Source organism: Maricaulis sp. (assembly GCF_048270095.1).
GTDB lineage: Bacteria > Pseudomonadota > Alphaproteobacteria > Caulobacterales > Maricaulaceae > Maricaulis.
The window spans coordinates 76,857-101,613 of record NZ_JBLWTL010000004.1 but is presented as its reverse complement, the minus strand read 5'-3'; the positions used below and the strand labels follow the sequence as shown (position 1 = coordinate 101,613).

20 protein-coding genes are annotated in these 24,757 nt (G+C 62.7%); 9 read left to right on the top strand and 11 right to left on the bottom strand.

Going from position 1 to position 24,757, the window contains the following annotated elements; genetic code table 11:
• Nucleotides 1-81: 81 nt before the first annotated feature.
• Nucleotides 82-1,941 (bottom strand): dipeptide ABC transporter ATP-binding protein, encoded by a 1,860-nt coding sequence (locus ACN0YJ_RS04155; protein WP_417495434.1) that lies wholly within the window; start codon nucleotides 1,939-1,941, stop codon nucleotides 82-84.
• Between the two features lie 322 nt (nucleotides 1,942-2,263).
• On the opposite strand from ACN0YJ_RS04155, the gene ACN0YJ_RS04150 reads away from it, so the two are divergent.
• Nucleotides 2,264-5,680 carry a PAS domain-containing protein gene (locus tag ACN0YJ_RS04150; protein ID WP_417495433.1) on the top strand — a complete coding sequence of 1,139 codons (3,417 nt, stop codon included), beginning with the start codon at nucleotides 2,264-2,266 and terminating at the stop codon, nucleotides 5,678-5,680.
• A 2-nt stretch (nucleotides 5,681-5,682) separates the two neighbouring features.
• Here the strand turns inward: ACN0YJ_RS04150 and ACN0YJ_RS04145 are convergent, their stop codons facing one another.
• The 3 genes from ACN0YJ_RS04145 to ACN0YJ_RS04135 are packed head-to-tail and all read right to left on the bottom strand — an operon-like array spanning nucleotide 5,683 to nucleotide 9,067.
• Nucleotides 5,683-6,921: an ABC transporter permease gene (locus tag ACN0YJ_RS04145; protein ID WP_417489779.1), complete on the bottom strand. Its 1,239-nt coding sequence runs from the start codon at nucleotides 6,919-6,921 to the stop codon at nucleotides 5,683-5,685.
• On the bottom strand, nucleotides 6,918-7,598 hold the full coding sequence (locus ACN0YJ_RS04140) for an ABC transporter ATP-binding protein (RefSeq protein WP_417489778.1): 681 nt from the start codon (nucleotides 7,596-7,598) through the stop codon (nucleotides 6,918-6,920). Before ACN0YJ_RS04140 ends, ACN0YJ_RS04145 begins: the two co-directional genes overlap by 4 nt.
• The gene (locus ACN0YJ_RS04135; RefSeq protein ID WP_417495432.1) at nucleotides 7,595-9,067 is read right to left on the bottom strand and encodes an efflux RND transporter periplasmic adaptor subunit; all 1,473 of its coding nucleotides are present in this window, start codon (nucleotides 9,065-9,067) and stop codon (nucleotides 7,595-7,597) included. The genes ACN0YJ_RS04140 and ACN0YJ_RS04135 overlap by 4 nt, the downstream gene beginning before the upstream one ends.
• 160 nt (nucleotides 9,068-9,227) lie before the next feature.
• Here ACN0YJ_RS04135 and ACN0YJ_RS04130 point away from each other — a divergent pair, with 160 nt between their 5' ends.
• From ACN0YJ_RS04130 to feoB, 3 genes are all read left to right on the top strand, one after another.
• Complete coding sequence (locus ACN0YJ_RS04130) at nucleotides 9,228-9,548, top strand: hypothetical protein (RefSeq protein WP_417489776.1); 321 nt, start codon at nucleotides 9,228-9,230, stop codon at nucleotides 9,546-9,548.
• A gap of 105 nt (nucleotides 9,549-9,653) precedes the next feature.
• On the top strand, nucleotides 9,654-9,920 hold the full coding sequence (locus ACN0YJ_RS04125; RefSeq protein ID WP_417478404.1) for a FeoA family protein: 267 nt from the start codon (nucleotides 9,654-9,656) through the stop codon (nucleotides 9,918-9,920).
• The gene (feoB, locus tag ACN0YJ_RS04120) at nucleotides 9,917-11,761 is read left to right on the top strand and encodes a ferrous iron transport protein B (protein WP_417495431.1); all 1,845 of its coding nucleotides are present in this window, start codon (nucleotides 9,917-9,919) and stop codon (nucleotides 11,759-11,761) included. Before ACN0YJ_RS04125 ends, feoB begins: the two co-directional genes overlap by 4 nt.
• An 18-nt stretch (nucleotides 11,762-11,779) precedes the next feature.
• On the opposite strand, the gene ACN0YJ_RS04115 is transcribed toward feoB, so the two are convergent.
• A complete protein-coding gene (locus ACN0YJ_RS04115) occupies nucleotides 11,780-13,528 on the bottom strand; it encodes a pyridoxal phosphate-dependent decarboxylase family protein (protein WP_417495430.1) in 1,749 nt (582 codons plus the stop codon).
• A gap of 155 nt (nucleotides 13,529-13,683) precedes the next feature.
• Between ACN0YJ_RS04115 and ACN0YJ_RS04110 the strand changes: the two genes are divergently transcribed.
• Both ACN0YJ_RS04110 and ACN0YJ_RS04105 read left to right on the top strand, forming a co-directional pair.
• A complete protein-coding gene (locus ACN0YJ_RS04110) occupies nucleotides 13,684-14,010 on the top strand; it encodes an ArsR/SmtB family transcription factor (RefSeq protein ID WP_417495429.1) in 327 nt (108 codons plus the stop codon).
• On the top strand, nucleotides 14,007-14,429 hold the full coding sequence (locus ACN0YJ_RS04105; protein ID WP_417495428.1) for an SRPBCC family protein: 423 nt from the start codon (nucleotides 14,007-14,009) through the stop codon (nucleotides 14,427-14,429). Before ACN0YJ_RS04110 ends, ACN0YJ_RS04105 begins: the two co-directional genes overlap by 4 nt.
• 12 nt (nucleotides 14,430-14,441) lie before the next feature.
• Here ACN0YJ_RS04105 and ACN0YJ_RS04100 read toward each other — a convergent pair whose 3' ends face one another.
• From ACN0YJ_RS04100 to ACN0YJ_RS04090, 3 genes are all read right to left on the bottom strand, one after another.
• Nucleotides 14,442-14,951: a DUF1697 domain-containing protein gene (locus tag ACN0YJ_RS04100; protein ID WP_417495427.1), complete on the bottom strand. Its 510-nt coding sequence runs from the start codon at nucleotides 14,949-14,951 to the stop codon at nucleotides 14,442-14,444.
• 52 nt (nucleotides 14,952-15,003) lie between these two features.
• Nucleotides 15,004-15,246, bottom strand: coding sequence for a ribbon-helix-helix domain-containing protein (locus tag ACN0YJ_RS04095; protein ID WP_417478408.1), 243 nt, complete (start codon nucleotides 15,244-15,246; stop codon nucleotides 15,004-15,006).
• A gap of 124 nt (nucleotides 15,247-15,370) precedes the next feature.
• The gene (locus tag ACN0YJ_RS04090) at nucleotides 15,371-16,159 is read right to left on the bottom strand and encodes an SDR family NAD(P)-dependent oxidoreductase (RefSeq protein ID WP_417495426.1); all 789 of its coding nucleotides are present in this window, start codon (nucleotides 16,157-16,159) and stop codon (nucleotides 15,371-15,373) included.
• A 223-nt stretch (nucleotides 16,160-16,382) separates the two neighbouring features.
• Between ACN0YJ_RS04090 and ACN0YJ_RS04085 the strand changes: the two genes are divergently transcribed.
• Both ACN0YJ_RS04085 and ACN0YJ_RS04080 read left to right on the top strand, forming a co-directional pair.
• The gene (locus ACN0YJ_RS04085) at nucleotides 16,383-17,219 is read left to right on the top strand and encodes a DUF3883 domain-containing protein (protein WP_417478410.1); all 837 of its coding nucleotides are present in this window, start codon (nucleotides 16,383-16,385) and stop codon (nucleotides 17,217-17,219) included.
• A gap of 1,285 nt (nucleotides 17,220-18,504) precedes the next feature.
• Complete coding sequence (locus ACN0YJ_RS04080) at nucleotides 18,505-19,692, top strand: DUF418 domain-containing protein (RefSeq protein ID WP_417495425.1); 1,188 nt, start codon at nucleotides 18,505-18,507, stop codon at nucleotides 19,690-19,692.
• 78 nt (nucleotides 19,693-19,770) lie between these two features.
• On the opposite strand, the gene typA is transcribed toward ACN0YJ_RS04080, so the two are convergent.
• The 3 genes from typA to ACN0YJ_RS04065 form a co-directional block, all read right to left on the bottom strand.
• On the bottom strand, nucleotides 19,771-21,600 hold the full coding sequence (gene typA, locus ACN0YJ_RS04075; RefSeq protein ID WP_417489079.1) for a translational GTPase TypA: 1,830 nt from the start codon (nucleotides 21,598-21,600) through the stop codon (nucleotides 19,771-19,773).
• A 119-nt stretch (nucleotides 21,601-21,719) separates the two neighbouring features.
• Nucleotides 21,720-22,856, bottom strand: a complete 1,137-nt coding sequence (locus ACN0YJ_RS04070; protein WP_417478492.1) for a hypothetical protein — start codon at nucleotides 22,854-22,856, stop codon at nucleotides 21,720-21,722.
• Nucleotides 22,857-23,010: 154 nt separating this feature from the next.
• The gene (locus ACN0YJ_RS04065; RefSeq protein ID WP_417478493.1) at nucleotides 23,011-23,487 is read right to left on the bottom strand and encodes a MarR family winged helix-turn-helix transcriptional regulator; all 477 of its coding nucleotides are present in this window, start codon (nucleotides 23,485-23,487) and stop codon (nucleotides 23,011-23,013) included.
• Nucleotides 23,488-23,599: 112 nt separating this feature from the next.
• On the opposite strand from ACN0YJ_RS04065, the gene hppD reads away from it, so the two are divergent.
• Nucleotides 23,600-24,673, top strand: coding sequence for a 4-hydroxyphenylpyruvate dioxygenase (gene hppD, locus ACN0YJ_RS04060; RefSeq protein WP_417478494.1), 1,074 nt, complete (start codon nucleotides 23,600-23,602; stop codon nucleotides 24,671-24,673).
• Nucleotides 24,674-24,757 lie beyond the last annotated feature (84 nt).

Below are 24,757 nucleotides of genomic sequence, written 5' to 3'. Positions count from 1 at the left end.
ACCGTTTCATCGTTGAGTGCGGGAACACCATAACGTGCGGCGCGCCCCAGTCGATTTAAATGGGCGTAAGGCCATGCAAGGTCAGACGGCGACCTGTTCAACCGGATCATGCTCGGCGACCCAGTGGCCCGGTTCAACCTCGATCAATTGCGGCTGGTATTGCACTGCATCGGGATCATCGATCAGCTTCGACTGCATGAAGCGCAATTGCGCCCGCGTATCCATCGGCGAGGGAAGCTCGCCATCGAGCTTCAGCCGTTTGCGGGTTTTCTCGATCAAGGGATCGGGCACCGGCACGGCCGAAATCAGCGCCTGGGTATAGGGATGGCGGGCATCTTCATAGATCTGGTCGCGATCCGCCAGTTCGACGATCCGGCCCAGATAGAGCACCATCACCCGATGGGAGATTTCACGCACCACGGACAGGTCGTGCGAGATGAAGATCATCGACAGGCCGAGATCCTGCTGCAGCTTGATCAGCAATTCGACAATCTGGGCCTGGATCGACACGTCGAGCGCCGAGACGGCCTCATCGCAGATCACGAGTTTCGGATTGAGGATCATGGCGCGGGCAATACCCACGCGCTGGTTCTGGCCACCGGACAATTCGTGCGGGTAGCGATTGATCATATTCCGGTCGAGACCGACCCGGTCCATGATTTCGCGCACCGCATCCTGGCGCTGCTCGCGATTCATGTCCTTGCGAAAGGTCTGCATCGGCTCGGCGATCGAGGCGCCGATCGTCATGCGCGGATCGAGCGAGGCCATCGGATCCTGGAACACGATCTGCAAATCCTCGCGCGATTTGCGCATATCCTGCCGGCTGAGACCGAGCAGGTCGCGGCCAATCCAGGTGACCGCACCTTCCTGGGCCGGAACGAGGCGCAGCACAGCGCGCGCCAGGGTCGACTTGCCACAACCGGATTCGCCCACCACGCCAAGCGTTTCGCCGGCTTTCAGATCGAAGCTGACGCCGTCCACGGCACGCAGGGTCTTGTAGGTCGGGCGCAAGCCGCCGCTGACCTGGATCGGGAACTGGACCTTGATATCATCGACACTCATCAGCGGCTCGGCGCCGGCCTGGTCGGCAACAGGCTTGAGCTGGACATGACCGGGCCGGTCGGGCGCATCGATGCGCGGCATCGCGTCCAGCAGCATGCGCGTATAGTCATGCTTGGGCTTGGCGAAGATATCCTCGCAGACGCCGCCTTCGACATATTCGCCATAGCGCATCACTTCGACGCGGTCGGCCATGCGCGCCACCACGCCCATATCATGGGTCACGAAGGCGAGCGCCGCGCCGGTATCGCGCTTCAGCTCGTCCATGATGTCGAGCACTTCAGCCTGGACCGTGACGTCGAGCGCCGTGGTCGGCTCGTCGCAGATCAACAGATCAGGTTCGCACAGCATCGACATCGCGATCATCACGCGCTGGCGCATGCCGCCGGACAATTCGTGCGGATACTGGCTCAAGCGGCGGTGGGCTTCGGGAATGCGGACCCGGTCCAGCCATTCCAGTGCCCGCTGCTCGGCTTTCTTGCCGTGCATTTTGAGGTGAATGCCCAGCACTTCGCCCATCTGGTCGCCAATCCGCATATGCGGCGTCAGCGAGGTCAGCGGGTCCTGGAAGATCATCGTCATCTTGCGGCCGCGCACACGATTGAGCTTGTGCGGCGCCAGGCCGAGGATTTCCTGTCCGCGATAGCGGATCGACCCGGTGGCGCGGCCATTCGAGGCCAGCAGGCCCATCGCAGCCAGGAAGGTCTGGCTCTTGCCCGACCCGGACTCGCCCACCACAGCCAGGCATTCGCCGGCGGCAATCTCCAGCGAGATCCCCCTTACCGCATTGACTGCGCCATCGGGCGTATCGAACCGGACATCCAGGTTTTCCACCTGCAGGATCGGTGGCGCACCGGCCGGCTTCTCTCCGCTATGCAACACAATCACACTCCTCACACACGGAATTGGGGCCGCAAAGCATATCGCCGATATCGCGTAAGACCAGCACGCGCATCACCAAACGCTGCGGTCATATCAAATGAGAGCGCTTGCCAATCACACCGATCAACGTAAACCGGCCACAGCGCGATGCGCGCGGCGCGCCAGACGGGTCGCGCGACGGGTCTGGACGGGCCACTTGTGAGATCGCGGGTGCGGTTGCATTTGGCGTCGCCCGCGGACTGAGGCAAGCTCTGCGCCGGGCGGTGCCGGTCTGACTGCCGGCGCCGGAACAGAAACGGGACGTATGACTGAATCCAGGGACATGCTCCGAACACTGTATCGCAGTTCGCCGAACGCCGTGGTCGTGACCAATAACGCGCGTGAAGTCATCGACCTGAACCCGGCCGCCGAACGGCTGTTTGGCCATGTCCGGGCGGAGCTCGCCGGCACGTGCTCGCAAACCCTCTACGCCGATCCGCGCGATTTCGACCAACTTGGTGAGACGCATTTCAGCCGGGATGCGGCCGAGGCCAGCCGCTGCTATACTGCTCGCTACCGCGCGAAATCAGGCCGTATCTTCGATGGCGAAACCACCGCCAGCGCGATCATTGCCTCGACCGGTGAACGCGATGGTTTCATTTGCATTATCCGCGATGTGACCGCCGAGCTATCCCTGCAGGCCAGGCTCGAAGCCAGCGACCTCCAGTTGCGGGTCGCCCTGTCTTCAGCGAATGAGGGCACGTTTTCGCTCAATGTCGTCTCGGGGCTCGGGTCGACCCGCGGCTTCATCAATGAATTTCTCGGCATCAAATCGGCCGATGCGACCATCAGCCTGACCCGTTGGACCGAGGCCTTGCACACCGATGACCAGGCCGAATTCCTCGACGCTATCGACCGCTTGCGCAAACAACCGACCGCCGGACTCGACACCGTCCACCGCGCTCGCCGCGCCGACGGCGTCTGGCGCTGGCTTCAGGCCCGTGGCCGGGTCAGCGAGTTTGCCAGTGACGGCACACCCTTGCGCATTTCGGGCATTATCGCCGATGTGACCGAGCGCCGGGCGCTGGAAATCAAGCTCGCCGAACGCGAACAGCAATTGGAAAACGCGATTGCCGCGGGGTCTTGCGGCATCTGGGAAATCGATCCCACCACCCCCGGCATCCTCGCCATCGGACCGATCCGGGCCATGCTGGGGATCACCGACGGGCCTGAGCGGATCGCAATGGATCTGTGGCTCGGGCAGATCCACGATGACGACAAGGACAAGGTCGTGGAGGTTACCAATCGACTGCAACACGGTGAAACGCGATCCGTCGACGTCGAATACCGGCTTCGCGATTCACGGACAGGCGAATGGGTCTGGTTACGGGCCCGAGGTCAGCGGATCGAGCAGGACCCGGTACGCCCGCTGATGGCCGGGATACTGGTCGACATCACAGAACAAAAAGAGCTGGCCGAACGCCTCACCCGCAATGAGCTATTGGTGCGCGAGGCGATGGAATCGGTGAGAGACGGGGTCTGGAGCGCCGACCTGCAGCGCGAAACCGTCCGCATTTCAGGCTTCCTCGCCGATCTACTGAAAATCGGCGAGCCCAATGAAGAACTGCCGATCAAGGCCTGGTTGAATTCGCGCCTGTTCGCGGACAGCCATCGCGGTGCCGAACGCCTGGTGAATTTGAAGCGCGGGCCCACGGCCGGCGGGAAATCCGATGAGATCAACACGGTTGAATACCGGATGCAGGGCGATGACGGCGAGACCATCTGGGTGCGCAGCCGCGGCCGCGTGATCGAGTGGGATGAGAACGGCCGGCCACTGCGTGCGGCGGGCACGCATTCCGACATCACCGAGGAAAAACGTCTGCAGGCCGCGCTGGAGTATCGCGATCTCCAGTTTCGCGACGCCCTGGCCGCAACGAATGAAGGCGCCTGGCGGATCAATCTGAAGACCCGGATATCCGACGTCACGGCAGTCATCAGCGAAATGGTCGGCCTGCCGCCGTGCGACGCCCGCATTGCCCGCGACGAGATGGTATCGCGCATCCACCCCGACGACCGCCCCATCGCCGAGGCCGCGTTCGCGAAGCTCGATTCAGGCGAGGCGGACACGGTGGATTACACCGTCCGGTTTAACTCCCAGACGGCCGGCTGGATCCATATCCACAGCCGCGGCCGCATCAGCGAGCGCGATCCGCAGGGCAAGCCGCTGATCGCGACCGGCTTTCTCTCCGATGTCACCGAACGGCTGGAGACGAAGCAACGTCTGGAAGAGCGTGAACAGCAATTGACCGACGCGATCCAGGCGACAGCGCTCGGGATATTCCGCATTGACGTCGAGGCGGCAGAGCTCTGGTTGCGCGGGAATATCGCCGAGGAATTATTCAATAGCGGCGCCGAGGCGTGCATCTCCACGCAAGCCTGGCTCGACAAGGTTCATCCGGACGATCTCGAGACGGTCACCAGGGTTACGACCGCCATGTTCCGCGGCACCGACCCGGTTGGCGTGATCGACTACCGGATGCTCAACAGCGAAGGCCGCTGGATCTGGTATCAGGTGACCGGCCGGGTCGTGGAGGTCGACAGTCGCGGGCGCGTCCGCAATATCAGTGGCGTGATCTGGAATATCGATACCCAGAAACAGCTCAATGATACCTTGCTTGAGGAACGCGAGCGCTTTGAGGCGACCTATCGCGCCACACCGGCGATGATGCACACGATCGACGCCAGCGGCACGATCCGTGAGGTCAGTGACTACTGGCTATTCCATCTGGGCTATAGCCGTGACGAGGTTATCGGACACAAATCGACCGAATTTCTCGACGCAGAATCGGTTCAGCGCGCCGTAGAATCCTCACTGCCGGAGCTATTCCAGAGCGGCCGCAATACGGACATTCCCTATCGGTTTGTCCGCAAGGACGGCACCAAGCTGGATGTGCTGCTGTCATCCTTCCTGGAACGCGACCAGAGCGGAAATCCTCTGCACAGCTATGCCGTCATCACCGACGTCACGCCGCTGCGGGCCGCCTATGCCCAGCTGGAGCGCACCAATGCCGAGCTCGACCGTTTTGCGACGGTGGCCAGTCATGATCTCCAGGAGCCCCTGCGCAAGGTCGCGGCCTTCGCCGGGCTGGTGCGGCGGCGCTATACTGATCAGCTCGACGAGGACGGCAGCCGCAGCCTCGACTATCTCGTCGACGCCGCACAGCGCATGCAGCGCCTGATCGATGATTTGCTGAGCTATTCACGCATGTCGAGCCAATCGCTCAGACTTCAGCCGGTCGATCTGGGCGGCGTGATGGTCGATGTGGTCGATCAGCTCGATGCCGCGATTTCGGAATCCGGCGCACATATCGATATTGCCGGCCTGCCAACCATCCGGGCCGACCCGCTCCTGATGCGGCAGGTGCTGCAAAACCTGGTGAGCAATGCGATCAAATACCGCGGCACCGACGCACCGCACATTGAAATCAGGGCGCATTGCGACCCCGAGGCCTGGACCATATCGGTCAAGGATAATGGTATCGGCATCGACCCGAAATTCTTCGAGAAGATTTTCGCGCCTTTCCAGCGCCTGCACTCACGCGAAGCCTATAGCGGCACCGGTATCGGTCTCGCCATCGTGCGCCAGGCCGTCGAGCGGCATGATGGCCGGATCTGGGTGGAATCGGCGGAAGGCCAGGGCTCGAAATTCTGCTTTTCGATCCCCGTCCACAATTCGCCCGACGACACCCGCCTCGCCTGAGCCTATTCGAAGCGCAGCGCCTCGATCGGGTTGAGCCGGGCGGCGCGATGAGCTGGATAGAGACCGAAAAACACCCCGACAAAGGCCGAAGCCCCGATCGCCACCGCGACAATGCCCGGATTGACCGATATTTCGAGCTCACCGACATTGGCATAGGCAATCGTGCCACCGATGCCGACGAAAAGCCCGACCACGCCGCCCGTCACGCACAGCACGATGCTCTCGATCAGGAATTGATTGCGGATATCGCTGGCGCGCGCGCCGACCGCGAGGCGCAAGCCGATCTCACGCGTGCGCTCGGTCACCGAGACCAGCATGATATTCATGATCCCGATGCCGCCGACCAGCAGCACGATCGCCGCACCGACCGCGAGCAAGAGACCGAGCTGGCTCTCGGTTTCATTGCGGGCGCGAATGAATTCGGCCAGGCTGGAGACGTTGAAATCATCATCGGCACCAGGCTGGATATCGCGCCGCACACGCATCAGGTCCTGGATGTCGGCGATGACGCGGCCGGTGTCTTCGCCGGCACCGACCTCGACATATATCGTCTGCACCGGATCGCGCACGGTTGGCGAGGTCCCCGCCCCGAAGCGCTGGCGCACTGTGGAGAGCGGCAGGAAAATGATGTCGTCCTGGTCAGACCCGTAGGACGTCTGGCCCTTGGCGGCGACCGTGCCGATGATCGAGAATTGTTGACCACCAATACGCACCGACTGGCCGACCGGACTGGCGCCGTCGAAGAGCTCATTGATGATGGTTTGTCCGACCACGGCCAGACGGCGCGCCGATTGTTCTTCCTCAACGGAAAAGGCACGCCCTTCGTCAATGACCCATTCACGGACCTCGAAATAGGCCGGATTGACGCCGGATATCCGCGTCGACCAGTTGACGCCGCCGAACACCGCACTCAGCCCGCTCGCGCCGACCTCGCCCGACACGCCGCCAATACCGGCGATCTGGTCGCGAATGGCTTCCGCATCGGAATCGGTTACCGGCGTACCACTGCCCTCGGCACCGCGACGCCCGCCGAACATGGAGCTCCCGGGCCGGACAATCAGAAGATTGGCCCCGAAACTGGCAATCTGGGCCTCAACGGCCTGTTTGGTGCCTTCGCTGATCGAGACCAGCACGATCACCGAGGCGACACCGATGATGACACCCAGCATGGCGAGTGAACTGCGCAGGGCGTTGATCCGCAAGGCGGTCAGCGCGACGCGTATCGAGGCGAGCAAATTCATGTGCGGTCCTCCAGCACCTGGCCATCGCGAAACACGATCTGGCGGCGGGCGTGATCAGCGACTTCCTGCTCATGCGTCACCAGGATCACGGTGATGCCCTCGCGATTGAGCTGGTCAAAGATCGCCATGATGTCCTCGGACGTCTTGCTGTCGAGCGCACCGGTGGGCTCGTCGGCGAGCAGGATTTCAGGGTCATTGACCAGGGCCCGGGCAATGGCGACGCGCTGTTGCTGGCCGCCGGACAATTGCGACGGGTGGTGATCGGTGCGCTCGCCCAGGCCGAGCTGCTCCAGGCGCCGCAATGCACGCTCGCGGCGTTCGGCATGGGGCACGCCGCCATATACCAGCGGCAGGGCGACATTTTCCGCCGCCGAGGTCCGCGGCAGCAGGTTGAATTGCTGAAACACAAACCCGATCGTGCGGTTGCGGAACCGCGCCACGGCTTCCGGCCCCAGCGTGCCAAGATCCTCGCCAGCGACGCGCAGCAGGCCGGAGGTCGGTCGGTCGAGCGCGCCGAGCAGATTCATCAGGGTCGATTTGCCCGAACCGGAACTGCCCATGATGGCGACATATTCACCTGCTTCGATGGTCAGGGAGACGCCGTCGAGCGCGCGGATCGTCATATCGCCCATGGAATAGGTCTTCACCAGGTTCCGGCATTCGATCAGCGCCGTCATTCACGCACCTCCCGGGCACGCGTGACCGCCAGATCGCCCGCGGCGAGATCACCGGTCACGACTTCGGTATTCTGACTATCGGATATGCCAAGGCGGACGCGGCGTTCAGCCAGCATGCCATCGGCCTCCTGCACCCAGACGGTCGCAGTGCGGGTATTGGCCGCCTCGCGCGCCAGCGCCCGATAGCGCTGCATCTGTTCCGGCGTCAGCACGTCTTGCAGGCCGCGATCGATATCGGCCTGCATGGCTTCGCGATCGAAGCCTTCGCCGGCCTGGGCAGCAGCCTGGGCCCGGCCAAAGGCACTGCGGAATACGGTGCCGGCGCTCTCAGCCTGGTCGGAGGTGAGGTCGAGCTGTTCGGTCAGGCGCTCGGCCGGATTGCGGCGACCGCCACCCTCGCCGCCCCGGCGCGCACCGCCCTCTGAAGCCGCTTCGACAGGCCGGGTGCGCCCCTCGAGGGCGGGCGATGGCCGGAAGCGCAGCGCAGAATTGGCGACACGCAACACGCCGTCACGCTCGCCGGTGACGATGTCCATATTGGCGGTCATGCCCGGCAAAAGACGCTGACCGGGATTGGCCGCCGTGACCACCACCGTATAGGTGACGACATTGTTCAACGCCGTCGGGGACAGCCGGATCTGATCGACCAGACCGGTCAATTGCATGTCGGGATAGGCATCAACGGTGAAATTCACCGGCTGCCCCTCGGCAATCTGTCCGATATCGGCCTCATCGACCTGGGCATCGATCTGCACCTGGCCGAGATCCTGGGCGATGGTGAACAGGACCGGTGCCGAGAGGCTGGCGGCCACGGTCTGACCTTCATCAACGGCGCGGTCGACAACAATGCCATTGATCGGCGAGCGGATCGTGGTGCGCTCCAGATCGATGAGCGCGCCTTCCAGCGTCGCGTCACGCTGGCGCAGCACAGCTTCTGCATTGGCAATCTGGGCCCGGGCGACCGTGACATCGGCGAGCGCCGCATCCAGCGCGGCGCGGGCATTGTCGAGCGCTGCTGCGGAGGCATTGCCGCGCTCACTCAGGGTTTCCGTCCGGTCGAAAGTCAGTTGGGCATTATAGGTATTGGCCTGCACCCGCGTCAGCGTCGCACGCTGCAGCGCCAGGCTGGCCAGCGCAGTGGCGCGGGACGCTTCCGCCTCGCGCACCCGGGTTTCATAGGTTTGCGGGTCGAGCCGGGCGATGACCTGACCCTCCTCGACATTATCATTGAAGTCCACGAGGACTTCGGCCAGCTGTCCGGAAAGCTGCGAACCAACCTCGACGGTCACCAGCGCCCGCACGGCACCGGAGGCCGCAACGATACTGCGAACCTCGCCGGTCGTTGTCGCCGCAGTTTCAATCTCGACCGAGCCGGCACTACCATCCGCGCGCCCGAGGAAATACCAGCCCGCCAGGGCCAGTACCGCAACAGCCACAAGGGCCAAAATCCAACGTCTATTTTTCAACATGCCTGCCTCTGGGCCTGGGCGCGCGCACGCGCCACGCTGACTGGGGTCTGCTACCTCAACGTGGCAGCGCCCGGATTCCGTCTCATGAACAACATCTTGTTGCGGTGTAGCGTGATGCCCCCGCGAAGGCTATCTAGTTGGGACGATACCGAGAGGCCGGATGGTGGATATCCAGGAATTGCTTGAATTGCCGGACGTGGCCGGTCTGCTGGCGGTTGCGCCCGTGATCGGCATCGCAGCCTGGCTCTTGCTGACAGCTGTGCTGTGGCGCAATGGTTTCGATGACCTGTTCGAGCGTTTCGCGCGCCCGCGCTGGAGCCTGACACAGCGTGTTGCAACCGTGTTGATGATACCCGGCCGGGCCCTGCTCCTTGCCCTCGCTGCTGGCCTTGGCGCCGGCCTGACGACGCTGGGCCTGCTGATCAATATCGGCGTGATCCTGAATCTCCTGCGGGCCGGAAAGCTTCTCCTGGCCGGTTGAGGTGGCGAAGCGTGGCCCGCCTGTCCCGGTCAGTTTGTCGCGCCAGCTGCGGGGTGACATGGCCGGGCTGCAAGCATATGTGTAAACTGGCGAAATGATAACGACTTGCAAACGCAAGCTGCTGTGACAGGGCCAGACGTGACGCTCGATCAACTCGAAAAAGGCCGGATTTGCCATGTAACCGGATTCATTTCCGGCTGCGATGATCTGGTCGTCAAACTGCGCGAAATCGGTTTTGCTGAATCCGACGAAGTGGAATTGATGCATCGCGGGCCGCTGGGCGCTCAACCCTTGTGCTTCCGCCTCAACCGCACCCTGATTGCGCTGCGCAGCGATGAAGCGCGCGCCATCGAAGTGGATGCGTCGGCATGAGTCGCTTGCGTATCGCACTGGTCGGCGCCCCCAATTCCGGTAAATCCACCCTGTTCAACGGGCTGACGGGCGGCCGCGCCAAAGTCGCCAATTATTCCGGCGTCACGGTGGAGACCCGTACCGGCTGGCTGCAGACGCCGGGCGGGAGCGAGATCGATTTGATCGACTTGCCGGGCATTTACGGTCTCAAGGCGCGCTCCACGGATGAGCGCATCGCCATTGACCTGTTGTGCAATGGCCGCGATGGCGAAGCGGCGCCCGACGGCATGCTGGTGCTGATCGATGCCGCCCATTTGCGCACCCATCTACACACCGTCCTGCAAATGCGCGCCATTGGACGGCCGATGATCGTCGTGCTCAACATGATCGACCTGGCCGAACGCGACGGGCTCAAGATCGATGTCGAACGCCTGCAGACCGAGCTCGGCGTCCCCGTCGTCACCTCGCGGGCCACCCGCGCCACCGGGCGCGCCGATCTGCTTGCCTGTCTCGATCGGGAGACCGCCGACTGGCAGGCCCGCAGCGCCGCTGGCGACGGCACGGTCTGCACCACAGATACCGAGCTGAGTGCCCTGCAACGCGAAGCGCGCGGCATTGCCGACAAGGCAATCCTGTTCGAACCGGTGATGAACCGGCTGACGCGTCAGATCGACCAGTTCGTGCTGCACCCCGTCGCCGGACCGCTTATTCTCGCAGGCCTGCTCTTCTTCATGTTCCAGGCAGTCTATTCCTGGTCCGGCCCCTTCATGGACGCGCTCGAAGCGGGGGCTGCCGGGCTTGGCCAGCTGGCTGGCCATTGGCTGCCGGCCGGCTGGTTCCACGACCTGATCGTCGACGGCATCATCGCCGGCGTTGGCAGTGTCGTGGTCTTCCTGCCGCAGATCGTCATCCTCTTCCTTTTCATCCTCGCACTGGAGGCCTCGGGCTATATGGCCCGCGCCGCCGTTCTGATGGACGAGCTGATGCTGCGCGTCGGGCTCAATGGCCGCGCCTTCATCCCGCTCCTGTCGAGCTTTGCCTGCGCCATTCCCGGCATCATGTCGGCGCGCACGATCGATAATGAGCGCGACCGGCTGACCACGATCATGGTGGCGCCGCTGATGACCTGTTCGGCCCGCCTGCCGGTCTACACCCTGATCATCGGTGCCTTCATACCGCCCGATGCCGTAGGCCCGTTCAACCTGCAGGGTATTGTCATGTTCGGCCTCTATCTCACCGGCGTCGTCAGCGCCGTGACCGTGGCCTTCATCCTCAAGCGGACCGTCACCAAGGGATCCAACCAGGTCCTGATCATGGAATTGCCGACGTATAAATTGCCCAATCCGCGCGACTTCCTGCTCTCGCTCTGGGGCCATGTCTCGGCTTTCCTGCGCCGCGCCGGCACGATCATCCTGACGACCTCGATCATCCTGTGGTTCCTCGCCAGCTATCCCTCATCGGCCACAAGCCTTCGCGAGAGCTATGCCGGCATGATCGGCTCGGTGCTGGAGAAAATCCTCGCCCCGATCGGCTTCAATCTCGAGATTGCCATTGCCCTTGTGCCCGGCATGGCCGCACGCGAGGTTGCCGTCGGCGCGCTGGGTACGGTCTATGCCATCCAGGGCGGCGAAGAGAATGTCGACGGCCTCGCCGCGGCGCTGCAGGGTGCCTGGTCACTGCCGACGGCGCTCGCCTTCCTCGCCTGGTATGTCTTCGCCCCGCAATGTTTCGCCACGCTGGCAACGGCGCGGCGCGAGACCAATTCCTGGGCCTGGACCGGCTTCATGTTCGGCTATCTGATGGCGCTGGCTTATGTGGCCGCAGGGACCGTGTTCCACGTCGCGAGCTGGGCCGGGCTTTAAGGGGGCCCTTCGCCCCCCTCAACCCAGATGCGTCTGCAGCGTCTCGATGAAGGCGGGCAGCAGCGCCCGTTCGACGTCGGGATTGCTCCAGAACGGGTTCATGAAGACACAGCGCAGCAGGACCAGCTGATCGCTGTCATACTCCCCGTCCCAGGACGTCACATGCGCGCGCATCAGTGCATCATAGCTTTCCGCCGCCATCACGGTGCGCGACACCGAAAAGGCCGGATCACCCTGTAGCCGCGTGAAGACCTCGCCGGTGCGCTGATTGGATTGCGACAGGGTTTCGCCGGGCCGGGCCAGCGAGAAACAGAGAATATTGCTGTCGGCCGGCAGGAAGCGGGCAATCGGGATGGCCGCGGCAATCGCCGATTGAAACGCCATCCGCGTCTCGATCGTGCTGCGCAGCATGTCGCCGAAACGCTCCGGGCCGAAGCCGATTGACCGCCCGGTCAGCCAGGTCGCCGCGGCGCCGGACGCCGTGCGCGAGCCTTCCAGCGTGCAGGCCCATTTATCATTGGTCGCGGCGCGATCGATATAGGGCGCCTGGAAGGATGAGGCGACATAGCCGCGGACATCGCGGGTGAGAAAGGCGCCGCAGGCATAGGGCACATAGCCCAGCTTGTGCGGATCGAGCGTCACCGAGTCGGCGCGTGAAATTGCCCCCAGCGCCCTGGCCTGGCCCGGCTCGAGACAGGCCTCTGCCGCGCCGCCCAGCATCGAGCAGAAGAAGCCGCCATAGGCGGCATCGACATGGTGCCAGATATCAATGCCTTCAGCGCGCAGTGCATCGAGCCGGTCGCAAACCGCGTCAACCGGATCAATCTCGCCGGCCTCCGTCGTGCCCGCAACCGAGACAATGGCGAGGACCGGACGCCCCTCATCGCGCGCCCTGGCGATCAAGGCGTCGAGCCCATCGAGGTCGAACCGCCCCTGCGCATCGAGCGGCGCATTCCAGAAGGCCTCCTCGCCGAGACCGAACACATTGGCCGCCTTGCGCCAGGAGAAATGCTTGTTTCCCGGTGTGATCAGGACCGGGCCGCGCCAGGGGCGGCCGGTGGCACGCGTCAGGCGTTCGCCATAGTCGAACGGATTGCCCAGCACGCCGCTACAGGCCTGCAGCTCGGCTTCAATGGCACCACTACGGCTGCGCCGCGCCTCGAAGGCATCCCAGCCGATATGCGCCGCTTCAAACGCATCGAAGCGCTCGCCCCGGCTTTCATAGCCGTGCAGGGCGAGCGAGAGACAATGATCCATCCGGTAGCGCGCGCGCCACACAGCCTCGAAATTGGCCACCGTGCCGCCGCCGGTGAAATGGCCCTGGGCCAGCGCCGGGTCATAGCCGACCATCCCGGCCAGCATTGCGATGGCCTCGTCCTCGATCACCCCGCCAACCCGCGCCACATCGCGCGAGGTATTATTGGGATTGTGCAGCAGGGTGGCGAAATGCCCGAGCAGGGCCGGGAGCGAAACCTCCGACACCATGTGACCGACATAGCGCGGCGTAAAGGTCGGCACTTCCGCGCATAATTTCTCGCGCAGGATCCGCACCGCCTGACCCAGCCGTTCGCGCTCACGCAGGAATTCGGTCGACAGACGGCGCTCTGACGAGATCGCTTCGGGATCATCGGTAAACAGCGAGCGGCGCCAGTCAAACCAGTGATCGAGGATCGCCTGGAATTCACCGCGCACCCAGGCCGAATTCTCGGATTTGGGCCCAAGAAAATAGGCATCGCTGGCAAAACGGGCTTCGGAATTATCGGACATGTCACGCTCCAGGATTCTCGGCCCTATCAAGAGCGTCGCTTGATAAACATCAAGTCCTGTCTCTGCGTCATAGGGGCGCAGCGCGCCGGTCGTCACCCATCGCTTGACATAACACCAAAAGGTTTCATATAAACGGAACCGAAAGGTTTCATGTTATGCCCCTGCCGCTCGACCACAGCCAACCGGTCTTCCGTGCCCTCGCCGATCCAACGCGGCGCGCCATCATCATGCTGCTGGCCGAACAGGATTTGCGCGTCGGCGATATTGCTGCGCGTTTCGAGATGACACGTCCGGCCGTGGCCAAACATCTCGGCGTGCTCAAATCCGCCGATCTGATCCATGTCAGCCAGGCCGGCCGCGAACGCATCAATCAGCTCAATCCGGCGGCGCTCAAGGCGGCCTCCGACTGGCTCGCCTGGTTTGACCGTTTCTGGGATGACCGCCTGGCCGCCCTCAAATCTGCCGTGGAGAAAGACACATGACCGAGCTCAAAATCACCAAGACCATTTTCCTCAAGGCGCCCGCCGCCCATGTCTGGAAATTCCTCACCGAGGCTGACCGGCTGGCGGAATGGTTCCATCGCGGCGGCGGCGATCTTGTCGCCAAGGGCGAATACAGCCTGCTGACCAATACGCTCGGCAAGGAAGGCACCAAGATGTGCTGGGGCAAGGTGGTCGAATTCGATCCGCCGCGCCGCCTGGTCCACTCCTTCACCCACAACCATCTCAAGGGCGTTGAGACCGAGTGCAGCTGGACCCTGACCGAGGCAGAGGGCGGTACCGTCCTGACGCTCGAACATACCGGCTGGGAAAAGGTCGGCGATGGCGCCTTCGCCATGGCCGCCAATCACGACAAGGGCTGGGACGAGCACTTCTCCCGCCTGCGCACCGTGACGAATTAGCGCCGGACCCGGTCAGTCCAGCGCCGCCGCCATTTCCGCCAGTTTGGCCACGGTATTCATGTTGCGTGCTGTCCCTGAAGACGCGAGCGGAATGACCAGTTTCGACTGGCCCATCCCGCTCGGGTAGTGAACATAAATCTCCCGCTCGCCGGGCCGGACCTCCTCGTCCTTGCGGTTCCTGATGCCCTCAGGCGCACCGGGCGGCGTATCAAGAAAGATCGCGACCGTACGATTGGGCGCCGCTTGCGGGAAGGGATTGCCTGCCAGCACGGCGCGCATCTCCTCTGCGGTGCGCAGCATCACCCCGACCGGCTTGCCCGCCCAGGCCAGCAGCCGCGCCTCGAGACCAGCCTTCACCCGCGCTTCGTCATGATCGCTGGTGAAGACGACATTGCCCGAGGCAATCCAGGTCTTCACCTGGCCATAGCCAAGCGCCTCGCACATCGCGACCAGCTCACTCATTGGCAATTTGCCGGTTCCGCCAACATTGACGGCGCGCAGAAGGGCGATGAAGGCGGTCATGGCAGGGCTCCGGACAGATTGGTGCGAACGATCATCGCCGGGCAGACGCCGTTCAGCCGGCGGGGTCACGGCGCTGCGCCCGCGCCCGCAAATCTGCGAGATAGGCCGCATCGACCGGGCCATTTGGGGTAGATCGTGCGCCGTCTAGCAGCAGCCCCCGCACTCGTTGAAGCTCCATATCCTTGCGGATCAGCTCCCCGAGATATTCGCTCACACTCCCGCACCCACGTGCGGCAACCTGATCGGCGACGAAGGTTTGCAGCGGCCCCGGCAGGGAGATGTTGATGGTGCTCATGCCGCCAGATTGATGCGGATCCCGGAATTTGGCAAGAAATTGCACGCCGGCCCTGCTTCACCCATGAGGGACGTGTACCTGTGGTACGCGTCCCCGGGGAAAAGGGGAGCCTGTCCCTCCCCGATCAGGCAATCGCCCCGCCGCGCGTGGAGGCGATGCCGCCGTCGCAGACCACGGTGGTGCCGACGACATAATCACCGGCCCGCGAGGCGAGGAAGATCGCCGTGCCGGCCATGTCCTCGATCGTGCCGACGCGGCCCGATGGCACAGCCTGGGAGACCAGATCGGCATGATCGCGCGCGACCTTGTTCATTTCCGAGGCAAAGGCGCCGGGCGCAATTGCCGTCATGATGATATTGTCGCGCACCAGTTCCAGCGCCATGCGCTTGGTGAGATGGATAATGCCGGCCTTGCTGGCGGCGTAGGAATAAGTCTCGAGCATATTGACGGAAATCCCATCGACCGAACCGATATTGATCACCTTGGACGGCTGCTCCTTGCTGCCACCGGCCTTCAGCGCATCAAACAGCGCCTGGGTCAAAAAGAACGGCCCCTTCACATTGACGTCCATCACCTTGTCCCAGCCATTCTCGGGGAATTCGGCAAAGGGCGCGCCCCAGGCGGCGCCGGCATTATTGACCAAAATGTCGAGCTTGCTTTCCTGCTTGAGGAATTGCGCCGCCAGTTCGCGGCAACCCTCAACACTGGAGACATCGCCCGGGATGGCGATGCATTCACCATATTGCGACAGCTCCTTGGCCGCCTCGAGGCAGGGCCCCGCCTTGCGCGCCGAGATATAAACCTTGGCACCCGCGCGCAGGTACCCTTCAGCGATCATCGCACCAATACCGCGCGATCCACCAGTGATGAGCGCCACACGCCCCTTGAGAGAGAAGAGATTGTCCATGCTCATGATCGGTCTCGCTTTTTGGCGCGGCAGGAGGCGTCGCGGCGCGGATTGGAAGAACGGGTTTGTCGGAAATGGATTAGCGTGCGGGGCGCGGGGCGTCCAGTCGGGATATGGGTATGGGGTCAAAGGAGGAGCATTGGGTTCCGCGCCACCGCCACTGCACCAGGCAACTCGCTCGCGCGTCTTCAGGAATGACAAAATCCAACGACATAGCTAGCCTGGATCTATGTCGACTGGGCGATGGACCGATGCGGAGAATGACCTGATCGTCGCGGATTATTTCGCGATGCTCGCTGACGACCATGCCGGGCGCCCGATCAACAAGGCCGAACACAATCGCGCCCTGCAAGAACGTACGGGGCGTCCGCGCGGTTCAATCGAATACAAACACCAGAATATCAGTGCTGTCCTGCTCGGACTCGGCGAGGACTGGCTTCGCGGATACAAGCCCGCATTCAATTTCCAGAACTCTCTTGTTGATTCCGTTGCACGCTGGCTCACCATCAATTCTGCGTGGATGAACCGGCCGCCAACACACCGGCTGCAGCCTGGCACGTACGAGGCAGCCCAATTGTGGATCGGTCCGGCTCCGACGCTGAAAAATGAGCCGCCCCCAGAGGCGTTGGACCGGATGCTCGGCATGGCTCGCAAGTTCGACATCGCTGGCCGCGATGAACGCAATCGGAAGCTCGGCGAGGCCGGGGAAGAGCGTGTCCTCGAATATGAACGCGCAACCCTCGCCAGTTCAGGCCGCCAGGACCTGGCCAAGCGCATCCGGTGGGTGTCGAAAGAGGACGGAGATGGAGCCGGCTACGACATCAGCAGTTTCGAACCGAACGGAGCAGCAAGACTGATCGAGGTCAAAACAACCAATGGCGGGTGGGACCGAACGCCGTTTCATATCTCACGGAACGAACTGGCGGTCGCCGATGTGGAACGCGAGAGTTGGTGCCTGGTCAGATTGTGGAATTTCGCGCGTGAACCGAAAGCGTTCGAGTTGAGACCACCGCTGGATCGTCACGTCACGCTCGCACCCACATCCTTCCTGGCCAGCTTTCAATAATGGAGGACCTCGGAGGCGCGGCCTGGCTGTAAATTGCGGCGCGCCTATGGCTCGCATCACCCCAACATTCCAACCGGTGTCATCCCTGACGGATGCCCCGCGCATGCGGGGCGCAGATCAGGGACCCAGAACCACCATGGTAAAACCACCTGAAACCGGGCCAGCAGGCAGTCGCTCCCTCGGCGCGCAATAGCGCAGCTGTCGGGCGTCTGGGTCCCTGATCTGCGCCCGGATCGCTTCGCGCCCGGGCATCCGTCAGGGATGACACCGGTTTGGTCTTGCGACGATATAAGTGGCCGGGCGCGGGCTCCGATGGCCCACCGCATTGCCAAGCCAGCCACTAGCAACACTATAGGGAACGCATTTTGCGGGGTCTCGGCATGCTCTTGCCAGGGATTTCACACGGCGAAAACGGGCGGAACAAGCGGGGCCACTTCCCCGGCAGCCCACGGACGAAGAGCCAGAGCATCGAACCTGCCTCCCCGGCGCCCCAGCGCCAGATCACCCCATAGACCTCTTGCCAGCAAGGGGGCCATTCGGGGTCCAGCCTTGTCAAGGCCGCCTTCGGCGCCGCGTAGCGGGCATGCGCCTTGACAAGGCTGGACCCCGAATGGCGGGATCTCGGCATGTGGTTTTTGGTGGGGGCTCCGCGAGGGCTCGCGCGCCGGTTTGTCCGCCCCACGCTTCGCGCAGCAAATCAAGATGCCGATTGACCTGGAGGACGGGGCGCAGGCTTAGACAGAGCACCGGCGCTTTCCTCCCCGCAAAGTGGGGAGGTGGATCGTCGCGTCAGCGGCGAGACGGTGGGGCGACGCCGCAGGCGGCGGGCCGTGTGTGGTCCCGCAAGCCCTCGCCCGCCGGCTTATCCACGCGGTCAACGGCCGGGCTATAATCGGGGCGAAATTCCGCTCTTTGACATTGTCGGCCCCACCCCAATTTCCCGCCTTCACCCGGCGGTCGTCCGCCGCGACTGACCGGGCGTCATGTCCGACAATGGCAGGGTGACAGGTTGGCTGCCATCCACGCACCGCCCGCAATCGCCTGCGCCACAAGGCCAATCCGCCCCAGTGACAGGGTGGCAGACTGGCAGAGACATGAATTCTGTCACTGAAGGATAGAGGCATATCCAACGCTGCCAACAGCCTGGCTTCCTCCGCAGCTCACAGCCTCCAATGGCTCACCGCGTTGCCAAGCCAGGCCCCTTGCCACACAATCCCCAACGCTTTTCGGGGGATATCGACATGCCTTTGCCACGGATTTCATTCGCCATTCCGGCTTGTCCGCAATGACCCCGGCGCCCGCAACCGAGCGTCTGATCGGCATTGATGCGCTACGCGGTGTCGCCGTGCTGGGCATTTTGATGATGAATGTCCAGGCGTTTGCCATGGTGCCCGGCGCCTATGATTATCCGCTGGCGCATATGGACATGTCCGGTCTGAATGCCCGGGTCTGGGCGATCGGACATACATTCTTCTCGATGAAATTCATCACGATCTTCTCGGCCCTGTTTGGCGCCGGGATCATGTTGATGGTCGGGGAGAGCAGCGATACCCGCCTGCATTACCGGCGCATGTGGTGGCTGTTCGCCATCGGGATGCTGCATGCCTACCTGCTCTGGTATGGCGATATCCTCGTGCCCTATGCCCTGTTCGGCATGCTCGCGGTCAAGATGCGCTTCTGGTCGACCGGCAAGCTGATCATCTGGGGCCTCGCCCTCATCGCGCTGACCGGTGTGCTGGTGGTCGGCCTGTTTCACGCCGTGATGGCGATGAAGGGCTTCGACCCGACATTTCTGGGCGTATCGGACGAGATCGTCGCCGCCTCTGTGGCGACCAACCAGGCCGGTTATCTGGCGCAATTGCCCGATAATGCGCTGACAGCAGCGGGCGCCCAATTTGCCAGCCTTCTGGTCTTTGGCGGCCGGATCTTCGGTGTGATGCTGATCGGCATGGCGCTGTTCAAGAACGGATTTCTCTCAGCCAGTCTGAAATCGCCGGCCTATATCATGATCGGCGTGCCCAGCCTCTTCTTCGGGCTCGCCCTGTCAGCCTGGAGCTCGGAACACGCCCTGGCGACCAATTTCGCGCTGGAGACCGCCTGGCAGACCGGTTTGAGTAATTATGTCGGCAGTCTTCTGGCGGCGCTCGGCTATGCCGCCGGCATCATGCTGCTCTGCAAGTCCGGCTGGGTCGGCTGGCTGGTGCAGGTCCTGGCCGCCACTGGCCGCATGGCCTTCACCAATTATCTGACCCAGACCCTGATCATGACCTTCATCTTTGTCGGCGCGCCCGGTCTGGGCCTGTTCGGCACGGTGGAGCGGGTTGACCAGGCCAAGCTGGTCCTGCTGGTCTGGGCGCTGCAATTGATCTGGTCGCCGCTCTGGCTCAGCCGCTTCCGCTTCGGCCCCTTTGAATGGGCCTGGCGCTCGTTGAGCTATCGCCGGTTGCAGCCCCTGCTGCGCGATCGGAACTAAAGGCCAGCCACAACGAGAAACGGCATGGCGCCGGAAGAGCGCCATGCCGTTTGATCGTGTTCGCAGGTGAAGCAGGCGTTAGTCGCCGGCGGCCGTGCGGGCCCGCTTGCGCTCGTATTCCTTGAGGAAAATCTTGCGGATGCGGATGGATTGCGGCGTCACTTCGACCAGTTCGTCATCATCGATAAACTCGAGCGCAAACTCGAGCGTGACACGGATTGGCGGCGTCAGGACGATATTCTCGTCCGTCCCCGAAGCGCGCATATTGGTCAGCTTCTTGCCCTTGGTCGGATTGACGACCATGTCGTCATCGCGGGCATTCACACCAATGATCTGGCCTTCATAAATATCGGCCGCGTGACCGAGGAAAAGCTTGCCGCGATCCTGCAGGTTGAACAGCGAGAAGCCGGCCACCTTGCCATCGACCATCGAGACCATGGCACCGTTGTGACGCTGGCCGAAACGGCCCTCGGTGCGCGGGGCATAATGGTCAAACGTGTGGAAGAGCAGGCCCGTTCCCGACGTCAGGGTGAGGAATTCGGAACGGAAACCGATCAGGCCACGGGTCGGAATGACATAGTCCAGGCGAACCCGGCCATGCCCGTCCGGCACCATGTTCTTGAGGTCGGCACGGCGTTGGCCGAGCTTTTCCATCACGCCGCCCTGGTGGCTTTCCTCCAGGTCGATGGTCAGGGCCTCGTAAGGCTCGCAGGAGACGCCGTCGATTTCCTTGAGCACGACGCGCGGGCGGCCGACGGCGAGCTCGAAGCCCTCGCGGCGCATGGTCTCGATCAGGATGGAGAGGTGAAGCTCACCCCGGCCCATGACGTTGAACTTGTCGGCATCGGCCATCTGCTCGACGCGCAGGGCGACATTGTGGATCAGCTCGCGATCAAGGCGTTCCTTGATATTGCGGCTGGTCACGAACTTGCCTTCACGGCCGGCGAACGGGCTGTCATTGACCTGGAAGGTCATCGACAGGGTCGGTTCGTCAACCGAAAGCAGGGGCAGGCCTTCGACAGCCTCCGGATCGCATACCGTGTCGGAGATTTTCAGCTTGTCGATACCGGTGAAGGTAATGATGTCGCCAGCCTGGGCCGCGTCAATCTCGACGCGCTCGAGGCCGTGAAAGCCGTAGAGCTGAAGGATCTTGCCCTTCTGGGTCGTGCCGTCTGCCTTGGCGACCGTGACCGCCTGGTTCTTGCGGATCGTCCCGCGCGCGATCCGGCCAATGCCGATCACGCCGGTAAAGCTGGAATAATCAAGCGCCGAAACCTGCAGCTGGAGCGGACCATCACGGTCGACCGGTGGCTCGGGCGTGTATTCGGTGATCATCTTGAAGAGCGGCTCCATATCGGTGCCGATCTCGCCCGGATTGCTCGCAGCCCAGCCCTGCAGGGCCGAGGCGTAGACAACCGGGAAATCGAGTTGCTCTTCCGTGGCGCCAAGACGGTCGAACAGGTCAAACGTCTGGTCGAGCACCCAGTCAGGGCGGGCCGAGGGACGGTCCGCCTTGTTGATCACCACAATCGGCTTGAGGCCGCGCGCCAGGGCTTTCTTGGTGACGAAGCTGGTCTGGGGCATCGGGCCGTCAACGGCGTCGACGAGCAGAAGCACGCAATCGACCATGGAGAGGACGCGCTCCACTTCGCCGCCGAAATCGGCGTGTCCGGGGGTGTCGACGATATTGATCGACCAGTCGCCCCAGGTAACAGCCGTGTTCTTGGCCAGAATGGTAATGCCGCGTTCTTTCTCCAGATCGTTGGAGTCCATCATGCGTTCGGATGTATTGGCGCGTTCGCCCAGCGTGCCCGACTGCTTGAGCAGCTGGTCAACGAGGGTGGTCTTGCCGTGATCGACGTGCGCGACGATGGCAATATTGCGCAGCTTGTCGAGGGACGCGCTCATGAGTGTAATCCTGCTTGGTGAAAAGGCGCGCCCTAATACGCCGCCATGCCGGGCATGACCAGTGATTATTCCGTATTATTAATGCAGGGGCCGGTTCGGGCACCGTAGAGCGGCGTCTGTCACACCATTGGCGGTGTCTTTTCGCGGCCCAGAAACGCGCCGGCTGCGATGATGGTGAGCATGGCGGCCAGCACCAGCAAAGCCAGAATTTGCGCGGGCGCGCGCGAGGTTTGCCGGAGCGGGGCCAGGTCAACCACCGATACGAAATACCAGGACGGACCCTCGATGCGGCTGAAGGCAATCATCCAGCCGCCATCGGGGACGACGAAGACGCCGAACGGACGCGGGTCGAGGCGAAGCATTGCCATGATGTCTTCCGGTGGCAACACAGTGCGGGCCGGCTCGCCGCGGGCAGGCGCCGCCGGTGGCGGCCCTCGCGAAATGATGTTCCCGGCATGGTCAAACAACATGTTCACGCCATTGCTTGGCGGCATTTCAAGCGCCGTGGCAAGGGTCTCGGTCATTGAAATCGAGCTGCCGAACGCACCGAGCAATTCATCGCCATCCCGCACCGGCTGACGACAGGCGCTCGCGGCCCGGTCGCCACCATCGGCATAGACAAAGCGGGACAGCGCCGTACAGCGCATCTCGCTATTGGGATTGCTGCGCAAATCGAACAGGGCGGCATCTTCATCGCCGCGCAAATCAAAATCGGCCGGCGCCTCCTCGCGATAGAAGACCAGCCTGTCCTCACGCTCGGGCGCGAACATCACCATGCGGCGATCCGGCGTGAAATAATACAGGTTGGAGAAACGGCCCAGATAGGCCTCGCCCACGGCGCGTACGGTTTGAAAACCGGCCAGATAGCGGCGCTTCTCGGTGTCGGTCATCATTGTGCCATCGGCCAGGAAGGCGCCGATACCGAAGACATAGTCGCCCGTCGAGAGCGTCGTCCCGTCATACAAGCCAGGAGCACTGCGGCGCGTCCCGTCAGCCCTGACCGGAAACAGCCGGTCGAATTCTGCATCCACCGGTACGTCCTGCAAGATCGCCAGGCGGCGACGGAAAGTGTCCTCGGCTGCGCGGGTCAGGCGGCGGGCATCCTCGAACATCTGCTGCTCGCGACCGGCACGAACCCGGATATAGGCATTGAGATGCTCGGCCTGGGCGACTTCGAGGCGCTGGTCGAGAATTCGGCATCCGGCCAGGCCGGTCAGGCCAGCCAGCACGACCGCGACGCATATTTGCCCGATCAAGATTGCCAATTTCCTGGACGCCAAAGTCATTCTCCGCTCACGAGACAAACGCTCGTGAAGCCGATTCAATGTCCAAGGTCAATGTATCAGATATGCACGCGTGACGCGTTCCGGCACCGCAACAGGACCGGTCCGCAGCGCGCTCGTCGCAAAATCATGGGCCCGTCGGGTCGGACATGGTCGCGACAAGGCGGCCCAGCAGGGCTTCAAACCGCTGTTGTTCCTCATCGCTCAACGCCGCGTGGATCTCCCGCGACACCGCTTCGACCCGCGGCATGAGCGACTGATACAGGGTCTCGCCCGGGCCCGTGAGAAACAGATGACTGACACGGCCATCTCCCTTCGAACCTTCGCGCCGGACCAGGCCCGCGGCAAGCAATGCCTTGGTCGCGCGGCTGACGATACCCTTGTCCATCGGCGTGATGGTGACGACTTCGGCCGCGGTACGGCCCGGCTGTTCGGCAATGGCCGCCATGACCCGCCATTGCGACAGGTTGAGCTGGCCATATTGCTTCACGATTCCCGCCGTGTGGCGTGAAATCCGGTCAGCCAGCACGGTCAGCTGATAGGGCCAATAACCGCCCAGCTCGATAACGCGCCGGGTGGCAGCGGGGGTGATGGAAGGCTTCATGCGGGCAAATTAGTTGTTTTCACAACTTGACGCAAGTGCGACCGGAATGATACCCCACCGGCAAGATGAGCATGGTTTCCATGCCGAACCACCACTTTTGCGGAGATGATTCATGGCCGATCTGTTCGAAAATCCCATGGGGCTTTGCGGCTTCGAATTCGTCGAGTTCACGGCACCCGAAAAAGGGATACTGGAACCGGTCTTCAGCTCGATGGGCTTCACCCACATTGCCAATCACCGCACCAAGGATGTCACGCTCTGGCGTCAGGGTGGGATCAATATGATCATCAATTACGAGCCCAATTCGCCCGCCGCCTATTATGCGGCCGAGCATGGCCCTTCGGCCTGCGGCATGGGTTTTCGCGTGCGCAATGCCGGCGACGCCTACAAGCTGGCCATCTCCAAGGGTGCCGAGCCGATCGACATGAAGACCGGCTTCAGCGAACTGAAACTGGCCGCGATCAAGGGCATTGGCGGCGCCTCGGTCTACCTGATCGACCGGTTCGAGGACGGCAAATCCATCTATGATGTCGATTTCGAGTATATCGAGGGCGTCGATCGTCACCCGGCCGGCTGCGGCTTCAATGTGATCGATCATCTGACCCATAATGTTTACAAGGGCCGGATGGACTACTGGGCGAATTACTACGAAACGCTCTTCAATTTCCGCGAGATCCGCTATTTCGACATCAAGGGCGAATATACCGGCCTGGTCTCGCGCGCCCTGACCGCGCCGGACGGGTTGATCCGCATCCCGCTCAATGAAGAAAAGGGCGAGAAAGTCGGCCAGATCGAGGAATATCTGCGCGAATACAAGGGCGAAGGCATCCAGCACATCGCCTTCTCCTGCGATAATCTGATCGAATGCTGGGACCGTCTCAAAAAGGCCGGCGTCAAATTCATGCCAGCCCCGCCCTCAACCTATTATGACATGCTCGACGACCGCCTGCCCGGCCATGGCGAACCCGCCGACGAATTGCGCCAGCGCGGCATCCTGCTCGACGGCACCACCGAGGGCGGCGAGCCGCGTCTGCTGCTGCAGATCTTCTCGGAAAAGGCGATCGGACCGGTCTTCTTCGAATTCATCCAGCGCAAGCAGGATGAGGGTTTCGGCGAAGGCAATTTCGAAGCCCTGTTCAAATCCATCGAAGCCGACCAGCTGGCCCGCGGCGCGATCAGCGCCTAGGAGCATTTTCAGCAAAAGTGGGAACCGGTTTTGCGGTTTGAAAATGCGACCACGCCAAGATTTGGAGTCTTCCCATTGGCTCGA

What these genes read in the sequence shown, in the direction of transcription:
- ACN0YJ_RS04150 (WP_417495433.1), top strand. Translation starts at nt 2,264, where the DNA reads ATGCTCCGAACACTGTATCGCAGTTCGCCGAACGCCGTGGTCGTGACC.
- ACN0YJ_RS04145 (WP_417489779.1), bottom strand. Translation starts at nt 6,921, where the DNA reads ATGAATTTGCTCGCCTCGATACGCGTCGCGCTGACCGCCTTGCGGATC.
- ACN0YJ_RS04140 (WP_417489778.1), bottom strand. Translation starts at nt 7,598, where the DNA reads ATGACGGCGCTGATCGAATGCCGGAACCTGGTGAAGACCTATTCCATG.
- ACN0YJ_RS04135 (WP_417495432.1), bottom strand. Translation starts at nt 9,067, where the DNA reads ATGTTGAAAAATAGACGTTGGATTTTGGCCCTTGTGGCTGTTGCGGTA.
- ACN0YJ_RS04130 (WP_417489776.1), top strand. Translation starts at nt 9,228, where the DNA reads ATGGTGGATATCCAGGAATTGCTTGAATTGCCGGACGTGGCCGGTCTG.
- feoB (WP_417495431.1), top strand. Translation starts at nt 9,917, where the DNA reads ATGAGTCGCTTGCGTATCGCACTGGTCGGCGCCCCCAATTCCGGTAAA.
- ACN0YJ_RS04115 (WP_417495430.1), bottom strand. Translation starts at nt 13,528, where the DNA reads ATGTCCGATAATTCCGAAGCCCGTTTTGCCAGCGATGCCTATTTTCTT.
- ACN0YJ_RS04110 (WP_417495429.1), top strand. Translation starts at nt 13,684, where the DNA reads ATGCCCCTGCCGCTCGACCACAGCCAACCGGTCTTCCGTGCCCTCGCC.
- ACN0YJ_RS04105 (WP_417495428.1), top strand. Translation starts at nt 14,007, where the DNA reads ATGACCGAGCTCAAAATCACCAAGACCATTTTCCTCAAGGCGCCCGCC.
- ACN0YJ_RS04100 (WP_417495427.1), bottom strand. Translation starts at nt 14,951, where the DNA reads ATGACCGCCTTCATCGCCCTTCTGCGCGCCGTCAATGTTGGCGGAACC.
- ACN0YJ_RS04095 (WP_417478408.1), bottom strand. Translation starts at nt 15,246, where the DNA reads ATGAGCACCATCAACATCTCCCTGCCGGGGCCGCTGCAAACCTTCGTC.
- ACN0YJ_RS04090 (WP_417495426.1), bottom strand. Translation starts at nt 16,159, where the DNA reads ATGAGCATGGACAATCTCTTCTCTCTCAAGGGGCGTGTGGCGCTCATC.
- ACN0YJ_RS04085 (WP_417478410.1), top strand. Translation starts at nt 16,383, where the DNA reads ATGTCGACTGGGCGATGGACCGATGCGGAGAATGACCTGATCGTCGCG.
- ACN0YJ_RS04080 (WP_417495425.1), top strand. Translation starts at nt 18,505, where the DNA reads ATGACCCCGGCGCCCGCAACCGAGCGTCTGATCGGCATTGATGCGCTA.
- typA (WP_417489079.1), bottom strand. Translation starts at nt 21,600, where the DNA reads ATGAGCGCGTCCCTCGACAAGCTGCGCAATATTGCCATCGTCGCGCAC.
- ACN0YJ_RS04065 (WP_417478493.1), bottom strand. Translation starts at nt 23,487, where the DNA reads ATGAAGCCTTCCATCACCCCCGCTGCCACCCGGCGCGTTATCGAGCTG.
- hppD (WP_417478494.1), top strand. Translation starts at nt 23,600, where the DNA reads ATGGCCGATCTGTTCGAAAATCCCATGGGGCTTTGCGGCTTCGAATTC.